This is a genomic window from Castellaniella sp. FW104-7C03 (genome assembly GCF_040276085.1).
In the GTDB taxonomy this organism is placed as follows: Bacteria; Pseudomonadota; Gammaproteobacteria; order Burkholderiales; family Burkholderiaceae_B; genus Castellaniella.
Genome location: NZ_JBELOK010000002.1, coordinates 166841 through 184329 on the forward strand (window position 1 = coordinate 166841; position 17489 = coordinate 184329).

Annotated in this window: 13 protein-coding genes; 5 read left to right on the forward strand and 8 right to left on the reverse strand. The window is 52.2% G+C overall.

Features of this window, described 5'->3' with window-relative positions; all coding sequences use genetic code 11:
* Positions 1-2 precede the first annotated feature (2 nt).
* Entirely contained in the window at positions 3-1634 is a 1632-nt protein-coding gene (locus ABS758_RS02710) for a phospholipase D family protein (RefSeq protein ID WP_350389046.1), read from the forward strand.
* 44 nt (positions 1635-1678) lie between these two features.
* Here the strand turns inward: ABS758_RS02710 and ABS758_RS02715 are convergent, their stop codons facing one another.
* Together ABS758_RS02715 and ABS758_RS02720 are read right to left on the reverse strand one after the other, a co-directional pair.
* Entirely contained in the window at positions 1679-1954 is a 276-nt protein-coding gene (locus tag ABS758_RS02715) for a BrnA antitoxin family protein (protein ID WP_350380632.1), read from the reverse strand.
* A gap of 4 nt (positions 1955-1958) precedes the next feature.
* Positions 1959-2243, reverse strand: coding sequence for a transcriptional regulator (locus ABS758_RS02720; protein WP_350380631.1), 285 nt, complete (start codon positions 2241-2243; stop codon positions 1959-1961).
* A 294-nt stretch (positions 2244-2537) separates the two neighbouring features.
* Here ABS758_RS02720 and ABS758_RS02725 point away from each other — a divergent pair, with 294 nt between their 5' ends.
* From ABS758_RS02725 to ABS758_RS02740, 4 genes are all read left to right on the forward strand, one after another.
* On the forward strand, positions 2538-3500 hold the full coding sequence (locus ABS758_RS02725) for a TAXI family TRAP transporter solute-binding subunit (protein ID WP_350380629.1): 963 nt from the start codon (positions 2538-2540) through the stop codon (positions 3498-3500).
* A gap of 4 nt (positions 3501-3504) precedes the next feature.
* The gene (locus ABS758_RS02730; RefSeq protein WP_350380628.1) at positions 3505-5373 is read left to right on the forward strand and encodes a TRAP transporter permease; all 1869 of its coding nucleotides are present in this window, start codon (positions 3505-3507) and stop codon (positions 5371-5373) included.
* A 128-nt stretch (positions 5374-5501) separates the two neighbouring features.
* Positions 5502-6359 (forward strand): flagellin N-terminal helical domain-containing protein, encoded by an 858-nt coding sequence (locus ABS758_RS02735; protein ID WP_350380626.1) that lies wholly within the window; start codon positions 5502-5504, stop codon positions 6357-6359.
* Positions 6360-6549: 190 nt separating this feature from the next.
* Positions 6550-7479, forward strand: coding sequence for a glycosyltransferase family 9 protein (locus ABS758_RS02740; protein WP_350380624.1), 930 nt, complete (start codon positions 6550-6552; stop codon positions 7477-7479).
* Between the two features lie 15 nt (positions 7480-7494).
* On the opposite strand, the gene ABS758_RS02745 is transcribed toward ABS758_RS02740, so the two are convergent.
* The 6 genes from ABS758_RS02745 to ABS758_RS02770 form a co-directional block, all read right to left on the reverse strand.
* Entirely contained in the window at positions 7495-11139 is a 3645-nt protein-coding gene (locus ABS758_RS02745; RefSeq protein ID WP_350380623.1) for a glycosyltransferase, read from the reverse strand.
* Positions 11140-11276: 137 nt separating this feature from the next.
* Complete coding sequence (locus ABS758_RS02750) at positions 11277-12158, reverse strand: class I SAM-dependent methyltransferase (protein ID WP_350380621.1); 882 nt, start codon at positions 12156-12158, stop codon at positions 11277-11279.
* Positions 12159-12193: 35 nt separating this feature from the next.
* Positions 12194-13198: an NAD-dependent epimerase/dehydratase family protein gene (locus ABS758_RS02755; RefSeq protein WP_350380620.1), complete on the reverse strand. Its 1005-nt coding sequence runs from the start codon at positions 13196-13198 to the stop codon at positions 12194-12196.
* A complete protein-coding gene (locus ABS758_RS02760; RefSeq protein WP_350380619.1) occupies positions 13173-14300 on the reverse strand; it encodes an FkbM family methyltransferase in 1128 nt (375 codons plus the stop codon). Before ABS758_RS02760 ends, ABS758_RS02755 begins: the two co-directional genes overlap by 26 nt.
* Complete coding sequence (locus ABS758_RS02765) at positions 14287-16137, reverse strand: thiamine pyrophosphate-binding protein (RefSeq protein ID WP_350380618.1); 1851 nt, start codon at positions 16135-16137, stop codon at positions 14287-14289. Before ABS758_RS02765 ends, ABS758_RS02760 begins: the two co-directional genes overlap by 14 nt.
* On the reverse strand, positions 16137-17246 hold the full coding sequence (locus ABS758_RS02770; protein WP_350380617.1) for an N-acetylneuraminate synthase family protein: 1110 nt from the start codon (positions 17244-17246) through the stop codon (positions 16137-16139). The genes ABS758_RS02765 and ABS758_RS02770 overlap by 1 nt, the downstream gene beginning before the upstream one ends.
* Between the last annotated feature and the right edge of the window lie 243 nt (positions 17247-17489).

A 17489-nucleotide genomic window follows, 5' to 3' on the forward strand; every position in this document is an offset into this window, starting at 1 on the left:
AGATGATGAAAACTGCCGGCCGCCGCTTGCTGCGTGGCAGCCAGCGGCTGCGCAAAGGGGCGGGCTTGGCCCACCGAAAAGGCCCAGGCGTGTCCCTATCGTCCGGCCTCTTTTCCGACACTATCCAGCAGAATCAGAATCTACCGCCATCCGCGCACCTGGACACGCCCGACCAGAGCCCACCAAACCCAGACCTCCCCTGCGCGGACAAGGCCTCCCGCCTGTCGCAATCCGTCACCCCCCTGCACCAATCACACCCCAAAGAATCCGGCATCGTCGAGCTCTCCGACGGCCGGGCGGCTTTTGCTGCGCGGGTGGCATTGGCCGACGCCGCCGAGCACACACTGGACATCCAGTACTACATCTGGCACGCCGATATGACGGGCCTGCTGCTGTTTGACGCGATCCGCCGCGCAGCAGACCGCGGTGTGCAAGTGCGCCTGCTGCTGGACGACAACAACACCACCGGGCTGGATCCCTTGATTGCAGGATTGAATGCCCATCCCAATATTCAGATCAGGCTGTTTAACGCGTTTCGCATCCGCCATTGGCGGGCCCTAGGGTACCTGACAGAATTTGCCCGGCTTAATCGCCGCATGCACAACAAATCGTTTACAGCCGACCAGCAGGTAACCCTGGTAGGTGGGCGCAATATTGGCGACGAATACTTCGGGGCCGGCCCCAACCAGTTGTTTATCGACCTGGATATCTTGGCAATTGGGCCAGTGGTGCAGGACGTGAGCGATGATTTTGAGCGCTACTGGACAAGCGACTCTGCCTGGCCGGCAGAACAAGTGGTGCTGCGGCCCCCATCAGCAGACCTTGCCACACTGACCGCCATCAAACCAGATACCGCCCACAGCCACCTGGCTGACAGCTACCTTGAGGCCATCACCCGGCAATCCTTTGTGTGCAACTTACTGGCTGGTACGCTACAGTTTGAATGGACGTCCGTGACACTGATTAGCGACCACCCCGCCAAGGGCCTGGATAAGGCCAATAAAGCCTCCCTGTTATGGCCACAACTGCAGCAGGTGCTGGACAACCCCACGCAAGAACTGGCACTGGTATCGCCTTACCTGGTGCCCGCCAAAGCAGGGGTCGATGCCTTTGTGGGCCTGGCCCAAAAAGGCGTGCGCATCACCCTGCTGACCAACTCGCTTGAGGCCACCGACGTGGTGGCCGTGCATGCCGGCTACGCCAAGCGGCGCAAGCCATTGCTGGCCGCAGGCATCCAGATTTTTGAGCTGAAACGCAGGGCCTCGGTGCCCAAGTTGCGCGATCGCGGCCTGGTGGGGCGATCGGGCTCCAGCCTGCACGCAAAGGTGTTTTCGGTGGATCAATCGCACGTGTTTGTGGGCTCTTTTAATTTTGACCCAAGATCCAGGCACTTGAACACCGAAATGGGCTTCTTGATTGCCAGCCCCCGGCTAGCCGCCCGAATCGCACACAACATCCAGAACCTGACCAGCACGCACGCCTATCAGGTGCAGGCCGGTAGCGGCCATACCCTGAAATGGCTGGAGGGCACCCCGCCCCGGCAAATCGAACACCACCAGGAGCCGGGCGCCACCGTGTGGCGGCGGCTGGCCACAAACCTTATCGCCCGTCTGCCGATTGAATGGCTGCTTTAAGCGTCGCGGAGGCAACGGGGCTGTTGATACAAGCGAGGATTGTCCTAACCGCGATGTATTCGCAGCCACTCGCGTAGCGCTTCATTTGCACGGGTTTGCCACCCTCGGCCAGTTGCCCGCAAACCTTCCAGGACATCCGGATCGAAGCGGATCGTCGTGGGGATTTTGTGGACGGCGGCGGTGGAGCCTGCGGGACGGCCACGACGGCGCGCCTGGATTTGTTCAGGCGTATGGACACGAGCATGCTCACCTTTCTTAGCTTGGTGGATGGATTCCAGCAAATCACGTTCAAACTGGCTCAGTTCGTTGGTCTTGGGCATGATGTCACTCCACAAGTTTTCGCAGTTCTCTCAGGAACGCATGAGAAAGGTTGTCGGTAGTCGATTTGGGATACACGATCAACAAGCTGATTGTTCCGTCTGCCAAGGTTGTGTAGTAGATAACCCGCACGCCACCGCGCTTACCAATACCAGCACGGCCCCATCGAACTTTACGCAGCGGCGCAGCACCGGGGATGACGTCTCCGGCTTCGGGATGCTGCGCGATCCAGTCGATAAAGGCTTCGCGCTCGCCATCGCTCCAGACCGAGGCCGCATAATGCCGAAACATCTGAGTTTCAATGACTGTAAGGACCATTTTATCGTATTAACAATAAATTAGGAAATCAATAATTCAGGTTAATACAACAAACATGTCAGATCGCTTCCGCGAGTCTTTTTTATCCGTTAGATAAACATACCTTGAAGGCAAACCCGATCCGGTAGGCTACGCTCGCGCTGACCATCTCTTTATAGCCAGTATGGTATATAAGCAGCTTGCCCAGCCCAAATCAAGCCCGGTGGCATTGCTGAAAATGCCGGGCTCGGGCCGTGCATTCATGGATACCAACACGGGAGACTCACGATGAACCGACTGAAACTGGCGGCCACCGGCCTGGCCATCTTTGGCTGCATTGGCCTGCTTGGCGCAAGCCATGCCGAAGAACGCGTTACCTATAAATCCGCCAAGACGGGCACCTCGTACTACCAAATGGGGGTAGAGCTGGCCAGCGCCATCAAACAGGGCACTGACGGGCAAACCATTTTGACGGTAGAAGAAAGCCAGGGCTCGGTGCAAAACGTGATGGAAGCGGCCGTGCGCTCGGGCAATTACGTGTTTACCACCCCCCCTTCTCTGGTTAAAAGCGCCCAGGCAGGCACCGGCCCCTTTAAAAACCGGCCCAAAGAAAGCTTTGCAAAGATCCGCGCGCTGTTTCCCATCCCCTCGTTAACCATGCACTTTGTGGTGCACAGCGACAAACAGGTGGATACCTTTGACGACCTGGCCGGCAAGACCATCCTGCTGGGCAAAGGCACGTTTGGCGCCAACGAGGGTGCCAAATACCTGAAATTGTTTGGCCTGGACGGCAAAGTGAAAATTGCCTCGGCAGAACTGGGCAATGCTGCCGAAGCCCTGCAAAACGGCCAGATCGACGGCTTTGTGACAGCCGGATCATTCCCCGCCCCCAACCTGGTGCAGGCCGCGGCCAGCACGCAAGTGGCACTGGTGTCCATGACTGACGAGCAAATCGCCAAAACCGGGCGTGCCAAACAGATCATCCCCGCAGGCACCTATGCCGGCGTAGACAAAGACGTGGCCACCACCTTTTTGCCAGTGGACGCCTTTGCCACCACCGACATGAGCGACGACACCGCCTATCTGCTGACAAAAACCTTCTGGGCGCAAAAGGCTGCTCTGAGCAAAACCGCCCCCTGGTGGAAAGCGGTAGAGCCCGAAATGATCATGAGTGCCGGCGTCAAACTGCACCCCGGTGCCATCCGCTACTACGAAGAGGCCGGTGTCACCATCCCCGAGGCCATGCGTTAATCCCATGAGCACCACCATCAGCACCATGGCAAGCACCGCCAGCACTTCTGCCAGCCCCGACAACCACCCGACACCTGCCACAATCGACACCCGCGCACCCTATGTATGGATTGCGCTGGGGTTGCTGTCCATGGTGTTTCACCTGGGGCTGATTTTCAGCGGCCTGGTGCCGGCCCTGGTGGCCCGCCCCTTGCATATGGCGCTGGCCCTGCCCTGGCTGTTCTTGTTTCCGGCGCATACCCGCAGCCAGCGGATCTCGGGCACGGTGCTGATGGTGATTGGGATGGCCTGCTGCGCGTATACGGTGATCAACGCCGATGCGCTGGGCAACCAGTACGGGTTTTTAGAGAACCCCCTGCAAATGGCCATTGGCCTGGCCTTGCTGGCGGTAACGCTGGAGATGGCTCGCCGCGCCATCGGCTGGCCCCTGCCGATGGTGGCACTGATCTGCCTGCTGTACGCCTTTTTTGGCGAACACATCCCTGGCCAGTTTGGCCACCCAACAGTGCCCTTTGCCAGCACCCTGGGTACCCTCACCATCACCGAAGGCGGCGTGTGGGGCTCGCTGACGGGCGTATCCGTTAACGTGGTGGCCATTTTTGTGATCATGGGCGCCGTGCTTAACGTGGGCGAAGCCGGCCAGGGCTTTCTTAATATTGCCATCGCCGCGGCCGGCCGCCTGCGAGGCGGAGCCGGCAAGGTGGCCGTGCTGGCCTCGGCCCTGTTTGGCTCGATCTCGGGCTCAGCCTCGGCCAATGCGGCATCCATCGGCTCTGTGACCATGCCCACCATGGTGCGCCTGGGCTACCCCAAGGCACTGGCCGGCGCCGTCGAGGCCGTGGCCTCATCGGGCGGGCAAATCATGCCGCCGCTGATGGGCGCGGGCGCCTTTGTGATGGTAGAGCTTACCGGCACCCCCTACACCCAGATCATGGGCGCGGCCCTGCTGCCCGCAATCCTGTACTTTCTGGCCGTCTGGATCGGTATCGATCTGTTTGCCCGCCGCTACGGCCTGCGGGCGTTGGATCAGGAAGACCATCCCCGTGGCCGGGACGTGCTGCTGACCATGATGTTCTTTTTGGTGCCCTTTGGCGTGCTGATGCAGCAGATGTTTATCGCCCGCGTCACCCCGCAATACGCGGCGTGCATCGCCATTTTGGTGGGCGCGGCACTGCTGTTTACCAATATCCGGTTCGAGTTCTCGCCACGCCTGTTTGCCCAGCGCCTGTCCCAGGCGGCCATCATCGCCGGCAAACAGATCTCGATGATTGCCGCCATCATCATCTGCGCCTCGATCATCATCGGCGTGCTGGGCATGACCGGCCTGGGCATCAAGGTCACCTCCGTGATTTTGGCCGTGGCGCAATCCAGCCTGTGGCCCGCCCTGCTGCTTACCGCCCTGGCCTGCCTGCTGCTGGGTATGGAAGTACCCACCACTGCCGCCTACGTCATCTGCGTGGCCGTCGCCGGCCCGGCACTGAGCAGCCTGGGTATCGATCTGCTGCTAGCCCATCTGTTTGTCTTCTGGTTTGCGCTGCTCTCCACCATCACGCCCCCCGTGTGCGGCACAGTGTTCATCACCGCCGGCATCGTGGGCGAAAACTGGCTGAAGGTAGCCGCCTCAGCCATGCGTCTGGGTATTGGCCTGTACATCATCCCCCTAGCGATGATTGCCAACCCGCAGGTGATTCAGCTGGCCAGCCACCCCATCCCCGCCCTGTTTGCCTTTGTGCGCATTGGCGTAGGGCTGTGGGGGCTGTCGTACGCGTTTATCTCGGGGCGCGGTGTGGGGATGCGCCTGCTGGCCGGAGCGATGGGGCTGGTGATGTGCTTTGGGTGGATGTGGGTGCGGTACGGGGTTGCCGTCTTGTAAAAAAACTTTGCCATAACACCCTAAAGTTTCCGACAGACAATCCGTTAATGGGACAGAACAGGAGGTCACTTGGTTTGTCATCCTGGGCAACAAGGGCGGATCTCCGCCAAACAACTTAGGAGTCTCTCATGGCTGTTATCAATACCAACTACCTTGCTCTGGTCTCCCAGAACAATCTGAACAAATCCCAATCCGCCCTGGGTTCCGCGATCCAACGCCTGTCCTCGGGCCTGCGCATCAACAGTGCCAAGGATGATGCTGCTGGTCAAGCCATCGCCAACCGCTTCACCGCCAACATCAATGGCCTGACGCAAGCTGCCCGTAACGCCAACGACGGCATCTCTATTTCCCAGACGGCAGAAGGCTCCCTGAACGAAGTCAACAACAACCTGCAACGCATTCGTCAACTGGCGGTTCAAGCCTACAATGGCACAAACTCGGACGAGGATTTAACCTCGATCAACGCCGAAGTCAAGCAACGCTTGGCCGAAATCACGCGCGTCGCAGAGCAGACACAGTTCAACGGTACCAAAGTCCTGGATGGTTCCACGTCTGGCGGCATCAACATCCAAGTCGGCGCCAACGACAACGAAACCATTAACGTCAAGGTTACAGATGCTACGCTCACCAATCTGCTGAGCGGTGCTTCCTCCATCACTGCCTCCGGCGGTCTGAGTATCACCGTCGTTTCTGGTGGTGCTGACACCCTCGCCTCCGGCGCTCTGGGGGAAATCGACGCAGCTATTGCCAAAGTCGACTCCATGCGTAGCGACCTGGGCGCAATCCAGAACCGCTTCGAATCCACAATTTCCAATCTGAATAACACCATCACCAACCTGTCGGCCTCGCGTTCGCGCATCGAAGACGCCGACTACGCGGTGGAAGTGTCCAACATGACACGTGCCCAAATCCTGCAACAGGCTGGTACTGCCGTGCTGGCCCAGGCAAATCAGGTACCGCAAACCATGTTGTCCTTGTTGCGTTAATTTGCAGCACTGTGCCCAGGCAGGTTTATACTGCCTATCGCACCAAAACCGCCGGATTCTTTCCGGCGGTTTTTTTTGAAGCGCACACCGTGCATCTCACACTAACCCTATCATGAGCCAAAAAGTCCTGATTACCCGCCTTGCGGGGCTGGGGGATGTTGCTTCTATCCTGATTCCCGCCGTCCGATTAGTGCACGAGCAAGAACCCAGTTCTACGATTGACGTGCTGACCTATGGAGCAGGTATCGAGCTTATGTCGCTATGTCCGGATATTGGCGATATCCTGGGTATCACACAAGAGCAATGGCCTCGCGACCTGATCCCCGCCACTCAAAGCTTTCTGAACATAGCCCAGGTCATCTCTTCACGTGGCTACGACCGGATTATTTGTCTAGATACCTGGTTTATGCCGTGCTTTCTGGCGCAGGTTTTGATGGATATTGGGCTTAATGTAGAAGGCAACCACCTGGATCGCCCTACCAGCGAGTTTTTTGCTGCGCAGCAAACAGGGCAACTATCAGATAATTACTTTAGCACTGCCTTTATGGCCAGTACATATCCCAACATGATGGACTGGTTAAGCCCCTGGTGGCTACAGCCACAATCCCATGCCAACTACCCAGAATACTATCTGATCCACTGCTGCGGCCTAGGAAAAAACATTACAATCAGCCTACCCACTGAACCCGATACTGTATTTAAAGAAACTGCTGCTGGACGCCCAATTATTGCGGTGTCATTTCGAGGCAGCACCGCTATCAAGCGCTATAAGCAGGCAGATACTCTAACATGTTTGCTGCAAGAAGCCGGCTACTACGTCTGGTCTGGATTTGACGGCAGCCTACCTATGCAGACCACCTTAGCTCGGCTTGCAACAACCAATCTGTTGGTTACCGTAGCAACATCCACTCAATGGCTGGCCAAACTGGTTGGCTGCCCATCCTTGATGCTACCTGGTGCCATGCATCCTGCCATCCTGGGGGCAGAATACACCATGGATCGAGTTGTAGATTGCCAATACTGCTGCCAGCGCGGCTGCCCCGCAGGCCGAAACTATGCTTGCATGGACGTACCAGCGCAGGACGTGATGGATCGGGCCCGTCACATCCTGGCTGGATAGGGCTGTATTTTAGCTTTATTCTGCTTGGGCGAATTCGGGCGCTATCCCCCAGGCGCGTGCCCATTGATCGAGAAACTCTCCCTCCATCATCCAATTTTGTCGAATCGCGTCACGCAAGGCGTCTCCTTTACGCCCTAATTCATCGGGGTCTGCCAGATGGGCACGAATCGCCTTAACCCAGTCCTGGTGACGGTTAGAGACAAGAGTCACAGGTAAATCTACACGATATGGCTCAATGTCCGTAGCAATAATCGGTACCCCACATGCACCTAATTCCAGCAGGCGAAGATTACTCTTACAGCGATTAAACTGATTTATCTCTAGCGGAACCACAGCCAAATCTAAATTAAGCTTGGCCAGCTTCTCTGGATACTCATGAAATGTCACACCTTTATGATATTCACAGGGAACGCCCTCAGGCTTCATCCCCATAAAGACCCATTCAACCTCATCTTTCAAGTCTTGGACGACAGAACGAATCTCTGCTAAATCGCCCGTATGGCTAGTTCCACCGGCCCAACCGACACGAAATTTACGGCCAACCCGGCGTTGGCTAACAAGATTACGCCACGGATCCACAGGCAAGCCATTTAAGGCCACACGGATATCATGGTGATAATTAGCATATTCCTGAGCTAGCACTGGCGTAGAAACCACTAACCAATCCACTTTTTCAATCGCACGGCGCATATATTTGATAACGCTCTGAGGTAGATCCTTACGATGGATGCTACGTGTTGGAATATTGGGCAGATAGTCATCAAAATCCATCACTACCTTAGCGCCTGTAATTTCTCGATAACGACGAATTTGAGAAAGAATGTCTTTGTTAAGCCAGCCCCCTTGCAACACAATCACATCAGGCTGCACACGAGCCACATCAGTGAAGTGAAAATCACGATGTTTTAACCCGCCCTCCAAACGCAGCTCTGCATCCATTGCCTTAAAAGGTTGCAGAATCCGGTAGTAACCACATCCTTGCCAATCAGCGTGCGCCGCCAATACCACAGGTAAAGGCCTACCCGGCAAAGGGTCCTGGATACGAGATGCTTCAGGACTAAGGTCAAAACCAGGAGAATGTTTGCCAAAGGCCGGATGATAGTAAGGATCTCGCGCCAATTGCGGCAACCACCGCTGATACAAGCGATCCCGCTGTTCATCATCCGGGCTGTTCTTCAGGCCAAATTTCTCTGTCAATACACGGCTCGCACCGCCCATGTGCAACAGGCCAGTGTCAGGCTCCAGAACCAGCAAATACCCTGCCTGTGTCGCCTTCATACTAAGGTCCGCGTCCGCGTAATAGATCGGAAAGGATTCAGCATCAAACCCTCCCAGCTCATCAAAGACTTGGCGCCTCATCATCAGGCACGAGGCACTGAGTGCGCTGACGTTCTGCTGGGCGATCAGACGGTCCATATAGCCCTGGCGATCTTCCGGCAAGCCCCGGAACGCCGCACCAACGCTATTGTCCATCCCCAACACTAGGCCGCACTGATCCACCCCCCCGTCAGGAAGATCCAAACGCGATCCCACCATCCCAACCTCGGGCCGCAACGCATGCCGCAGCAATCGCTCCAGCCAATCGGATCGCGTGCGTGAACCAAACTGGATATCGTTATTCAGGAACAGGAGTATGTCCCCACGCGCCTGGGTGACGGCGATATTGTTCATAGCCGCAAAATTAAACGCCCGCGACCAGCGTAGCACACGAATCTGATCCGTTTCCATAGCTTCCAGCCCGGCTAGAAACGCCACAGTGCTAGGGTCAACGCTGCCATTATCTACGATCAGCAATTCATAATAAGAATATGCTGTATGCTCCATTAAACCCTCAACGCAGGCTTGCAGGACTGGCAATTGGTCTCGAGTGGGAATAATGATGGAGATCAAAGACTGAACGTGCAAAGGGTATGCAACTCTGACCGCCCCTTCGCTGGGCCCAGTTTGCACCTCCGCCTCGATCCCCATACGATCCAGGTGCAGTTGGGTCGCCACAGGCGACCACAGCATGGTTGCCGCTTGCCCTACCCAAGGCATCAGCCCAATCCGACCATACAGAAGCACTTCTGGAATATGGCCCACGACACGCGGCCCCACTTGCTCAACTAACCGCCAAACCAGATCAATGGGCGCTAAATCAGCCAATCGAGCATCCATGCAGCCAGCCGTCTTAAGCGCCATCGCGCTGAATATCAAGTTACGGCCAATGTAAGGATAGCTGCGTAATAGATCGACATTGAAATCGGGTTTCAGCATTGGATTAGCTGGACCTTCTTCACTCATTACGGCTTCGTCAACATACCAAACCAACGGATCGGGGCTGCGCAGTCGGTGTTCACCGAAAACAAGTGATGACTGCGGCAAGAGCCGATCACCGGCATCCAACAGCCATAAGAAATCGGGAGCATCACCCTGACCCAGACGATCCGCCAGGGTTTGCTGCCAAGATTCGTTCCAATTCAGAACTTCAATGCCATCTCCATCAGCAGAGGGCGGCACACTCTCACCGATCAGCCACACGCCGCAAAGCGGTCGGGCCTGGCTTCCCAAGCTCTCCAACGTCGTAACCAGCAACTGGATTTCATCTGTAGCCGAAACGCGGACAACAACTCCAAGCGTACCAACGTCCGGATTCGCATCCAGCATAGTCTGAAGAGCAAGTATGCGACTCTTCTGCGGGCTTCGCTCCGCGATCCAATTTGAAACCCCCCATCCTTCCTTTTCCTTGACGGGCGTCAGCGGCATCGCTTGTGTTCTTTCTATGAAAGCATCTAGTTGTGCAACAAACTTATCGTACGTTGCCAGGCGAATCTCGTAGGATTTCACCGTCTCTCGGCGAACCTCAAGAATTGCCTCTTCACTATCCACAAAAGTTACGCCAGGTAATGAAAAGTGCTCATCAATAGCGTCTTTATTAAAATAATTATCAGGCCGTCGCGTAAACGGCGTATCTACCATGACAACCGGGCAACCGCAATAAATCGCCTCACCGATCACAGCCGAATTAGCAAAACAATAAAGAACCTTTGAGCGCCTAAAGAGTTGGGCCATCTCTTGAGGAGAGGACGGCCACTCATAGGTAATAACCGTAGAATTTTTGAATAATTCCGGATGACTTCTATCCGCATCCTTATATCGGCCAGGATATACAAGGACACCACTTCTCTGGTCATCAAATTCGTTGTTAATATTATTGAATACAGAAAAATCAAAAACCGGAACCGTCAAAATCAAAGCATCATCAGCACCAAATCCCTCCGATAAATATTCTTCAATATAAAAAACACGGAGATCAGTTTCGAGGAATTCAGCAGGTCCGCCAAGCAGCCCCGCATGATTCAGTATATAGCGCACAACGCATCTTTCAGCCAGTGGATTACCGTGTATAACTTCCGGATACACTGCAACTGGATCCAGAGCAAGATTCTTATGTTTCTGCTTTATACCATCCGTCAAAACGGGAGTACGCAGTGCTGGATCCACTGTATCTGTACATACATACGCCTCCTCACCCATCTTATTGAGATAGTGACAAAGCAGATGCATGGCTCGAATGCCCGCAGATAACCTTGTGTAGGGCGGAGCATAAACATAATAAGGTCGCCTCTTATCAATGAATATTTTATTCATTGATTCCGACAAATTTTTTTTAGTAGCCATATTTTATATATCCGACCCACCATCATGAATGATATTTTCTCATTGAGTCAAAAGGATCCAATAAATTCCATAAATCATCACAGTGGATCCACACAAAATGGATAAATCACCAAAAACCCTAAGGCCAAATGTCGAAATCAAATCTTTCGAGCAACAACCTGAAGAAGAGATATTTTACTTTCCCCAACCCGTTCAACCCTCACATCAACACCAATCAAGGAAAGCCCTACAGAATCAAGTAATTTCCTTATTGACTCCACAGAATAAAAATTTATATGCTCATGCCAATGACGCTTCTGAATCATGCATTTTTCTGGGTTATTCATTATGCCTTCAAATGGGACATCTATATATAAAAGCGTACTGTCGCTCATGCATGTCATGATTCTTTGCAATATATCTGCAGGGTAAGGAACATGCTCAAGGACCTGGCAACAAGAGACAAGATCGTACTCACAATTCTGCGCCTGCGCCAGAGTAACTGCATAGGCACCGCTTATGGGGTCGTCGCCACTGATATCATAAATATCAAGCTTGCTTCTAATTGCCGCAAGCGGGCTGTTGCAACCTGTCCCCCCCCCCCAATCCAACACTCGAGGGGGAGGGTGATCACAAGAGAGGTGAAGCTTGATGAAATCATCTACTATTACAAGGTAGCCAGCTCGTTTCTTCAACTCTTCATTACGCAAACGATAGCCAGGCTCATAGAATTCCCTGAGCCTCACATACTCTTCATCTCTATACCCACCATACAAATTGGACATTTCGCGATCCGAAAATCTAATGTCCAGAAACAGGAAACCGCAGTGATTACAATGTAAAGAACGGCATATCGTATAAGCATAACCTTTCTTTACAGTATTGAGTCCCCATGACTCATCTATAAATACAGGCGGCCAGCCTAGGGCACGATGCGCAACAAAAGGCATAAGCACCGCCGGAGCACTCGAGAGCTCCTTGCTGCCACAACATACACATGCTGTGGCGATCCTTTCGTTATTTTGGAGGTTTGTACCCATTATCAGTTCCTGCCCTATCAACCCCAGTCGCAGCGCTATAAACAAGTTTTGTGATAATTTCCAACATCAGTAATCGCTCGAGGCAACGAAATCGTCAAGCCCAGCCCCAACTCGGAGCGAGCGCTAGATATATCAGGAACATATCTATTCCTATCACCTCCGAGAGCATCACATTGGAATATTACAGATTTTTCCGGCGCTAAAATATCTCGTACTAAATGTGCCAATCCACCAATGGAAATCTCCAGATCCGAGCCAACGTTATAGGCGCACCCTGTATTGCCATGCAGCAATAACTGATTGAGCCACACCGCAAGGTCTTGTTGATCCATATAGCTTCGGATTTGACTTCCATCGCCTTGAACCTCAATACGAGGTGCCCAAAGCGCATCACGAATAAAATTTCCAATGGCAAAATGCGCATCCAAAGGCAAATCCCTGCCAATGAAAGCAAAGCACCTGGCCACGACAAAATCCAAACCAAAATCTTTCCAGTAAAGTGCGCATAGATGCTCAGCACACCGCTTTGCCACACTATAAGCGCTGTTGGAATTCAATGGATCTGGGCTGCCCAAGTAGCCCTCAGGTAGGCGAGGCAAGTCTAGTGGCTGGGGGCCGTAAACTCCACCGGAACTCACCAAAAGGAAGCGAAGCACTCCTTGTTTGACTGCAAAATCCAGTAAATTCCGCGTACCGCTCACAATCTGGTCGTAACGCACGATGGGACTCAACTTTGGCCCAAGAGTCGAATCCGCTGCCGCATGCAAAATAAATTCAAATTTCCTTTTCCAGGGTAATGAATCTGGATTCAAAATATCACCCTGAGCAAAAGAAAGCCACGGCAGCTCAGAAAATTCCTGATTCTCTCTACAAAATTCATCAGGATTGCGGCTTAAAACTATGACTTCCGGAGCCCCTCCATCGAAATCGAGCAGCCTCATCCATCGCCTCAGCAAGGCCTTCCCAAAGAACCCTGTTCCCCCTGTCAGTAAAATCTTGCAGCCTTTGATTTCTTCAGTCGATTGATCTTGGTATCGCATAGAGGACCAAATCAAATGAATTAAAGAAATGCTGTCTTACGTAATAATCATAATCCTGACAAAGATCAAAAAGGATCTCCGGAAGCATCCAAATATCGTGAGGGTTATGATAAAGAGAAGCCGCGATAATGGGTCTACTTCTTTTAATTAATTCCTTCGCCCCTGATAGAACAGCAGCCTCAGCTCCTTCCACATCTAGTTTAATAAAATCAAGATGGCTAGCACAAAACAGCTGATCCAAGGAGACAGCCGTAACCTTAGTATTTCCAGCAGTAGAAAAAGCGGAGGATTCCTGCCCTCCGGCATTGAATGAAAACATCTCCTGACAGTCAGACGCCGCCAAAGGCAAGCACACTGTTTCTGCCCGCCCCCGCATCTTATGAGCCAAGCGTGAAAAATTTTTTGAATCAGGCTCTAACAAATAGGCACGCTCACATACAATCCCAGATTTGCAGAGCTGCACATACGTGTCTCCATTGTATGCTCCACAATCCACATAGGAAATTTTCCTGTTTAAAATCCCAGGCAATGTCAAATTATTAAAATACTGATATTCTGTAGACTTAAAACTCGAAAATTCAAGATCCAACCCGGCGCGAAACGCACACACTCTGTACAAAATCAACCGGCTTTCTTCGTCAGCCAGTTGCATTGCAACTTGAGATATCCGATCCATATTTTTTGCCAAGACCACAGGATCTTCAAGCCAGAATCGCCAGCCGAGCTTGCCGCCAAAGGCCCCATAGATATCCCAAGGCATATGGTGAATATCGGACCCAGCTTTGACAGCAATTTGTCGCAGATCATCATACGGAGCTGATCGATTGAAAACAGCCAAAACAACCTGTGCTTCCGACCCTTTCTTGACAAAGTCTTGCCAAGAGCAAACAGGCAAGCTCCCCACCTCACTTTTATTAGGATTTGTCTCAATAAACCCAGACGGTCGCAGCCCATCAAGCCGCATTGCTCGAGCCAGATCCTGGCCGAATTGCCCTGCCCCAAACAACCAGATATCCCGATCTCTATCAATTTGATGCGTAGGCTTGACAGCAATTTTCCGTCCAAGCTGCGCAAACCGAACCGGCCAGTCAGTCTGACGCATCGCACACCCTCCCCTTCCCTGGCAACGCACGGATGGCACGCCCTTGCCCACGTACTTCTTCAAGAGTTTCATGTGGCAGGAACGGATACATGTCATCCAGTTCGGGCGTCATAAACTGCCCCTGTTCATTAACCCGAGATTTGATTCGAGGTGAAAACCCTTGATGCGAATCCACGTGCAGGTCAATGATCATAGGGCCATCTTCTTTTAGCAACTGATCCAACCGTTCAAGATCCTGCTCTGTGCGAATGGATGATGATCGAATACCATAAGCCCGACTCACATCCACGAAATTGGGGAACTCGACACCCGAAGCCGGAGTAGCACCCACAATTCTTCCAAAGAAATTCTCGTGTGTTTGCCAAATGGAAAGATAGCCGCCATTATTTATAATAATAACAATGACATTTTCTTGTATTGTCTTAAGCGTTTGGAATTCTTGTATATTCATTTGAAGACTTCCGTCGCCCTCAAAGCATACAACTCGCCGCCGGTCCTTTCGGGCCGCCACAGCAGCTCCCAAAGCGCTCGGAAGGCCGTACCCCATGGATGCAGAACCAGAATTACTATACATCCGTTGGCCACGCCGAAGCATCCCCGCCTGAAACGGGATTATGCATGCTGACGCATTACTGCATACGACAATATCATCATCACGTAATTTTTCGAATATCCGGTCAATCACAACATACGGATTAAGCGCCTTTCCAGGTTCTTGGTGATGTTCCGCCAATATGGAATAGCGCTGCCGCAACATCTGACACCAATCAATCCACGGCGAAAAATCCGGAAGTAGCGCATCACCCAGCTCATCCTCCAAAAGGTCCAAGAACAGATTAAGATCCGCCACAATACCCAAGTCTGCTCGGAAGGTCGGCTTACTCAACTCCGCCACATCCACGTCGACTTGCGCCACCCAAGCGTTCTTAGCAAAGGAATCCCAGTTATAGCTCACTTGCCGGATGTTCAGCCGTGACCCAAGCACCAATACGAAATCAGCGGCTTGTACTGCGAAATTGCCCGCACGCGTTCCAATAGTGCCAGGTCTACCCGCGAAAAGCGGATGGTCAGACTCGATCAGATCATGCGTCCATGCAGTCGCAAGAGGAACTCTGATGCGTTCAATCAACTTTATAACTCGGGCCTGACAATGTGCTATTCGAACCCCCGTCCCCCCCAAGATCAGAGGACGGTGAGATTCCAATAACTTCGCGATAACTCGCCGACAAGAAAGCCGGACTTCCTCCCTCTGCGCTGAATCAATGCTGTCGGCCATTCCTAATGCAGAGCTTTGAATTTCGATTTGAGCTTTTGACTGCTGAATATCCAGGGGAATATCCAGCCATACAGGGCCCGGCCTACCAGATACTGCCTGGCGATAGGCTTCCGGAAGCGCTTGTATTAGATCCTCTTCATCAAGAATCTCTCGAGAATATTTACAAACCGGACTCGCCATCTTAATGGTGGGTCCTTCTTGATCACCTAATTGACGCAGTCCAGGGACATTATTGAACGATAAACATGTAGCGCGCTTTATCTGGCCTGAAAGCACAATCATGGGAATGGAGTCCATGTACGCGCCATACACGCCATTTAGGGCATTGATCGCCCCCGGCCCCGTCGTTAGCATGACCACGGCAGGCTTTCCTGAGATACGGGCATATCCTTCCGCCGCCATCGCACACGCCTGCTCATGGTGCATGAATGTACAGCGCAGCTTTTCGTGCCCTCCTAGCGCTTGATTCAAGAACATGGCCCCGCCGCCCATCACTGTAAAGACTTGCTCTATACCATTTTGAACAAGCCAGTCAGCAATACTTTCAGAAATATTCCGCATCACAATCCGCGATTAATTATAAGATCCTTCAGAGACTGATTTTCGTTATAAGGCCCATCGATATGATTTATAGTGAGCTGCTCATCAGCCAGAATAGATTGAACCAATTTTTCACCGTTTATCACCTCTCGGCAAGAGAGTTGTCCCTTATGCAAGGGAATAGCCAGATAGAAATCCTTCTCAAAGGTTTCTTTGCGGAGCTCATAACCAGGCGCTAAATCCCGGCGGGCATACACGCCCCGCACTAATGCGGTCAAGTAGTCCGTTTCTTTACGCGATATAATCCTGCGCGCATTACCCACACCGCCACACATCTCTTTTGCTTTATGAAAAGCCTTAAACCATACATCGCACTGCCGTGGCAACGAACAATAACTCGAAACCGGCACTCCTTCGTAATCTATATCGATATGCCTTTCCCAAGTACGAGCCCCCTTACCATAAGAGATAAGCATTGAAGAAGACCAATCATGATACTCATGTGTTGACAACCCGATTACATGGCGTGGATATCTATTTCTGAGATAGTCTATCTGATCCAAACCAAGATCCGAATCCTCGCTCGGATACAATGAAACGCAGTGATTGATGGCAAGAGGAATATTGCGTTTCTCAAAGAAATGGACTAGATCATCAAGATCTTTCTCGGAGGCCCCACCGGTGGAAACAACCGTTGGACGACGGGTAGACGCAATTTTTTCAATGAGTACCCAATCGTTCATATCAGAACTGGCAATCTTGATGATCGGCATATCAAGATCAACACACAGATCAACAGATTTTTCATCAAACGGAGTGGCCATCGGAATGCAGCCGATATTTTTTATTTCTTCGACCATTCGAAAAAAATCCGCCCTCTCCAACCAAGTATCTTCGGTCTTCTTTATATATCGATATTCTGTATTCCCCTTAAATTCCGGGTGAATAAACTCCGCGACATCCCGGAACTGCAATTTAATGGCAGCTTTAATATTATTGAACCTTGCAACAGAACCATGATCACGAATGATTTTCAACCCACGTGACAAGCTTCCCCAGTGGTTGTTGGCAAGCTCCAGAACAAAAAGGTTTTCAAATAATTCTTTATCCCGCTGCTCTATTGCTCTCATATATAACTCTCAAATCAACTGATTGATGATTCTTTAACGTGGATCAAAACAACAGACAGCGCCCAGACGTTACACATTGAAACCATTGCAAAACATCAGAGTGCCGAAATTTAGCGACCACACAAGCCCTAACCAGACCACTAGCCATCCGGAGTTAGTATTTTAGGAGATTTGCTCTACAGCAATTCAGCTAACAAGCGACCAAAAAACCGCTAATCGGTGCACTCGCACACAAAGCGGCAC

Bases quoted from the DNA above. Each gene is read 5' to 3' on its own strand.
- ABS758_RS02755 (WP_350380620.1), bottom strand. From the start codon at position 13,198: ATGCGATACCAAGATCAATCGACTGAAGAAATCAAAGGCTGCAAGATT.
- ABS758_RS02720 (WP_350380631.1), bottom strand. From the start codon at position 2,243: ATGTTTCGGCATTATGCGGCCTCGGTCTGGAGCGATGGCGAGCGCGAA.
- ABS758_RS02770 (WP_350380617.1), bottom strand. From the start codon at position 17,246: ATGAGAGCAATAGAGCAGCGGGATAAAGAATTATTTGAAAACCTTTTT.
- ABS758_RS02725 (WP_350380629.1), top strand. From the start codon at position 2,538: ATGAACCGACTGAAACTGGCGGCCACCGGCCTGGCCATCTTTGGCTGC.
- ABS758_RS02730 (WP_350380628.1), top strand. From the start codon at position 3,505: ATGAGCACCACCATCAGCACCATGGCAAGCACCGCCAGCACTTCTGCC.
- ABS758_RS02745 (WP_350380623.1), bottom strand. From the start codon at position 11,139: ATGGCTACTAAAAAAAATTTGTCGGAATCAATGAATAAAATATTCATT.
- ABS758_RS02735 (WP_350380626.1), top strand. From the start codon at position 5,502: ATGGCTGTTATCAATACCAACTACCTTGCTCTGGTCTCCCAGAACAAT.
- ABS758_RS02760 (WP_350380619.1), bottom strand. From the start codon at position 14,300: ATGCGTCAGACTGACTGGCCGGTTCGGTTTGCGCAGCTTGGACGGAAA.
- ABS758_RS02765 (WP_350380618.1), bottom strand. From the start codon at position 16,137: ATGCGGAATATTTCTGAAAGTATTGCTGACTGGCTTGTTCAAAATGGT.
- ABS758_RS02710 (WP_350389046.1), top strand. From the start codon at position 3: ATGATGAAAACTGCCGGCCGCCGCTTGCTGCGTGGCAGCCAGCGGCTG.
- ABS758_RS02750 (WP_350380621.1), bottom strand. From the start codon at position 12,158: ATGGGTACAAACCTCCAAAATAACGAAAGGATCGCCACAGCATGTGTA.
- ABS758_RS02715 (WP_350380632.1), bottom strand. From the start codon at position 1,954: ATGCCCAAGACCAACGAACTGAGCCAGTTTGAACGTGATTTGCTGGAA.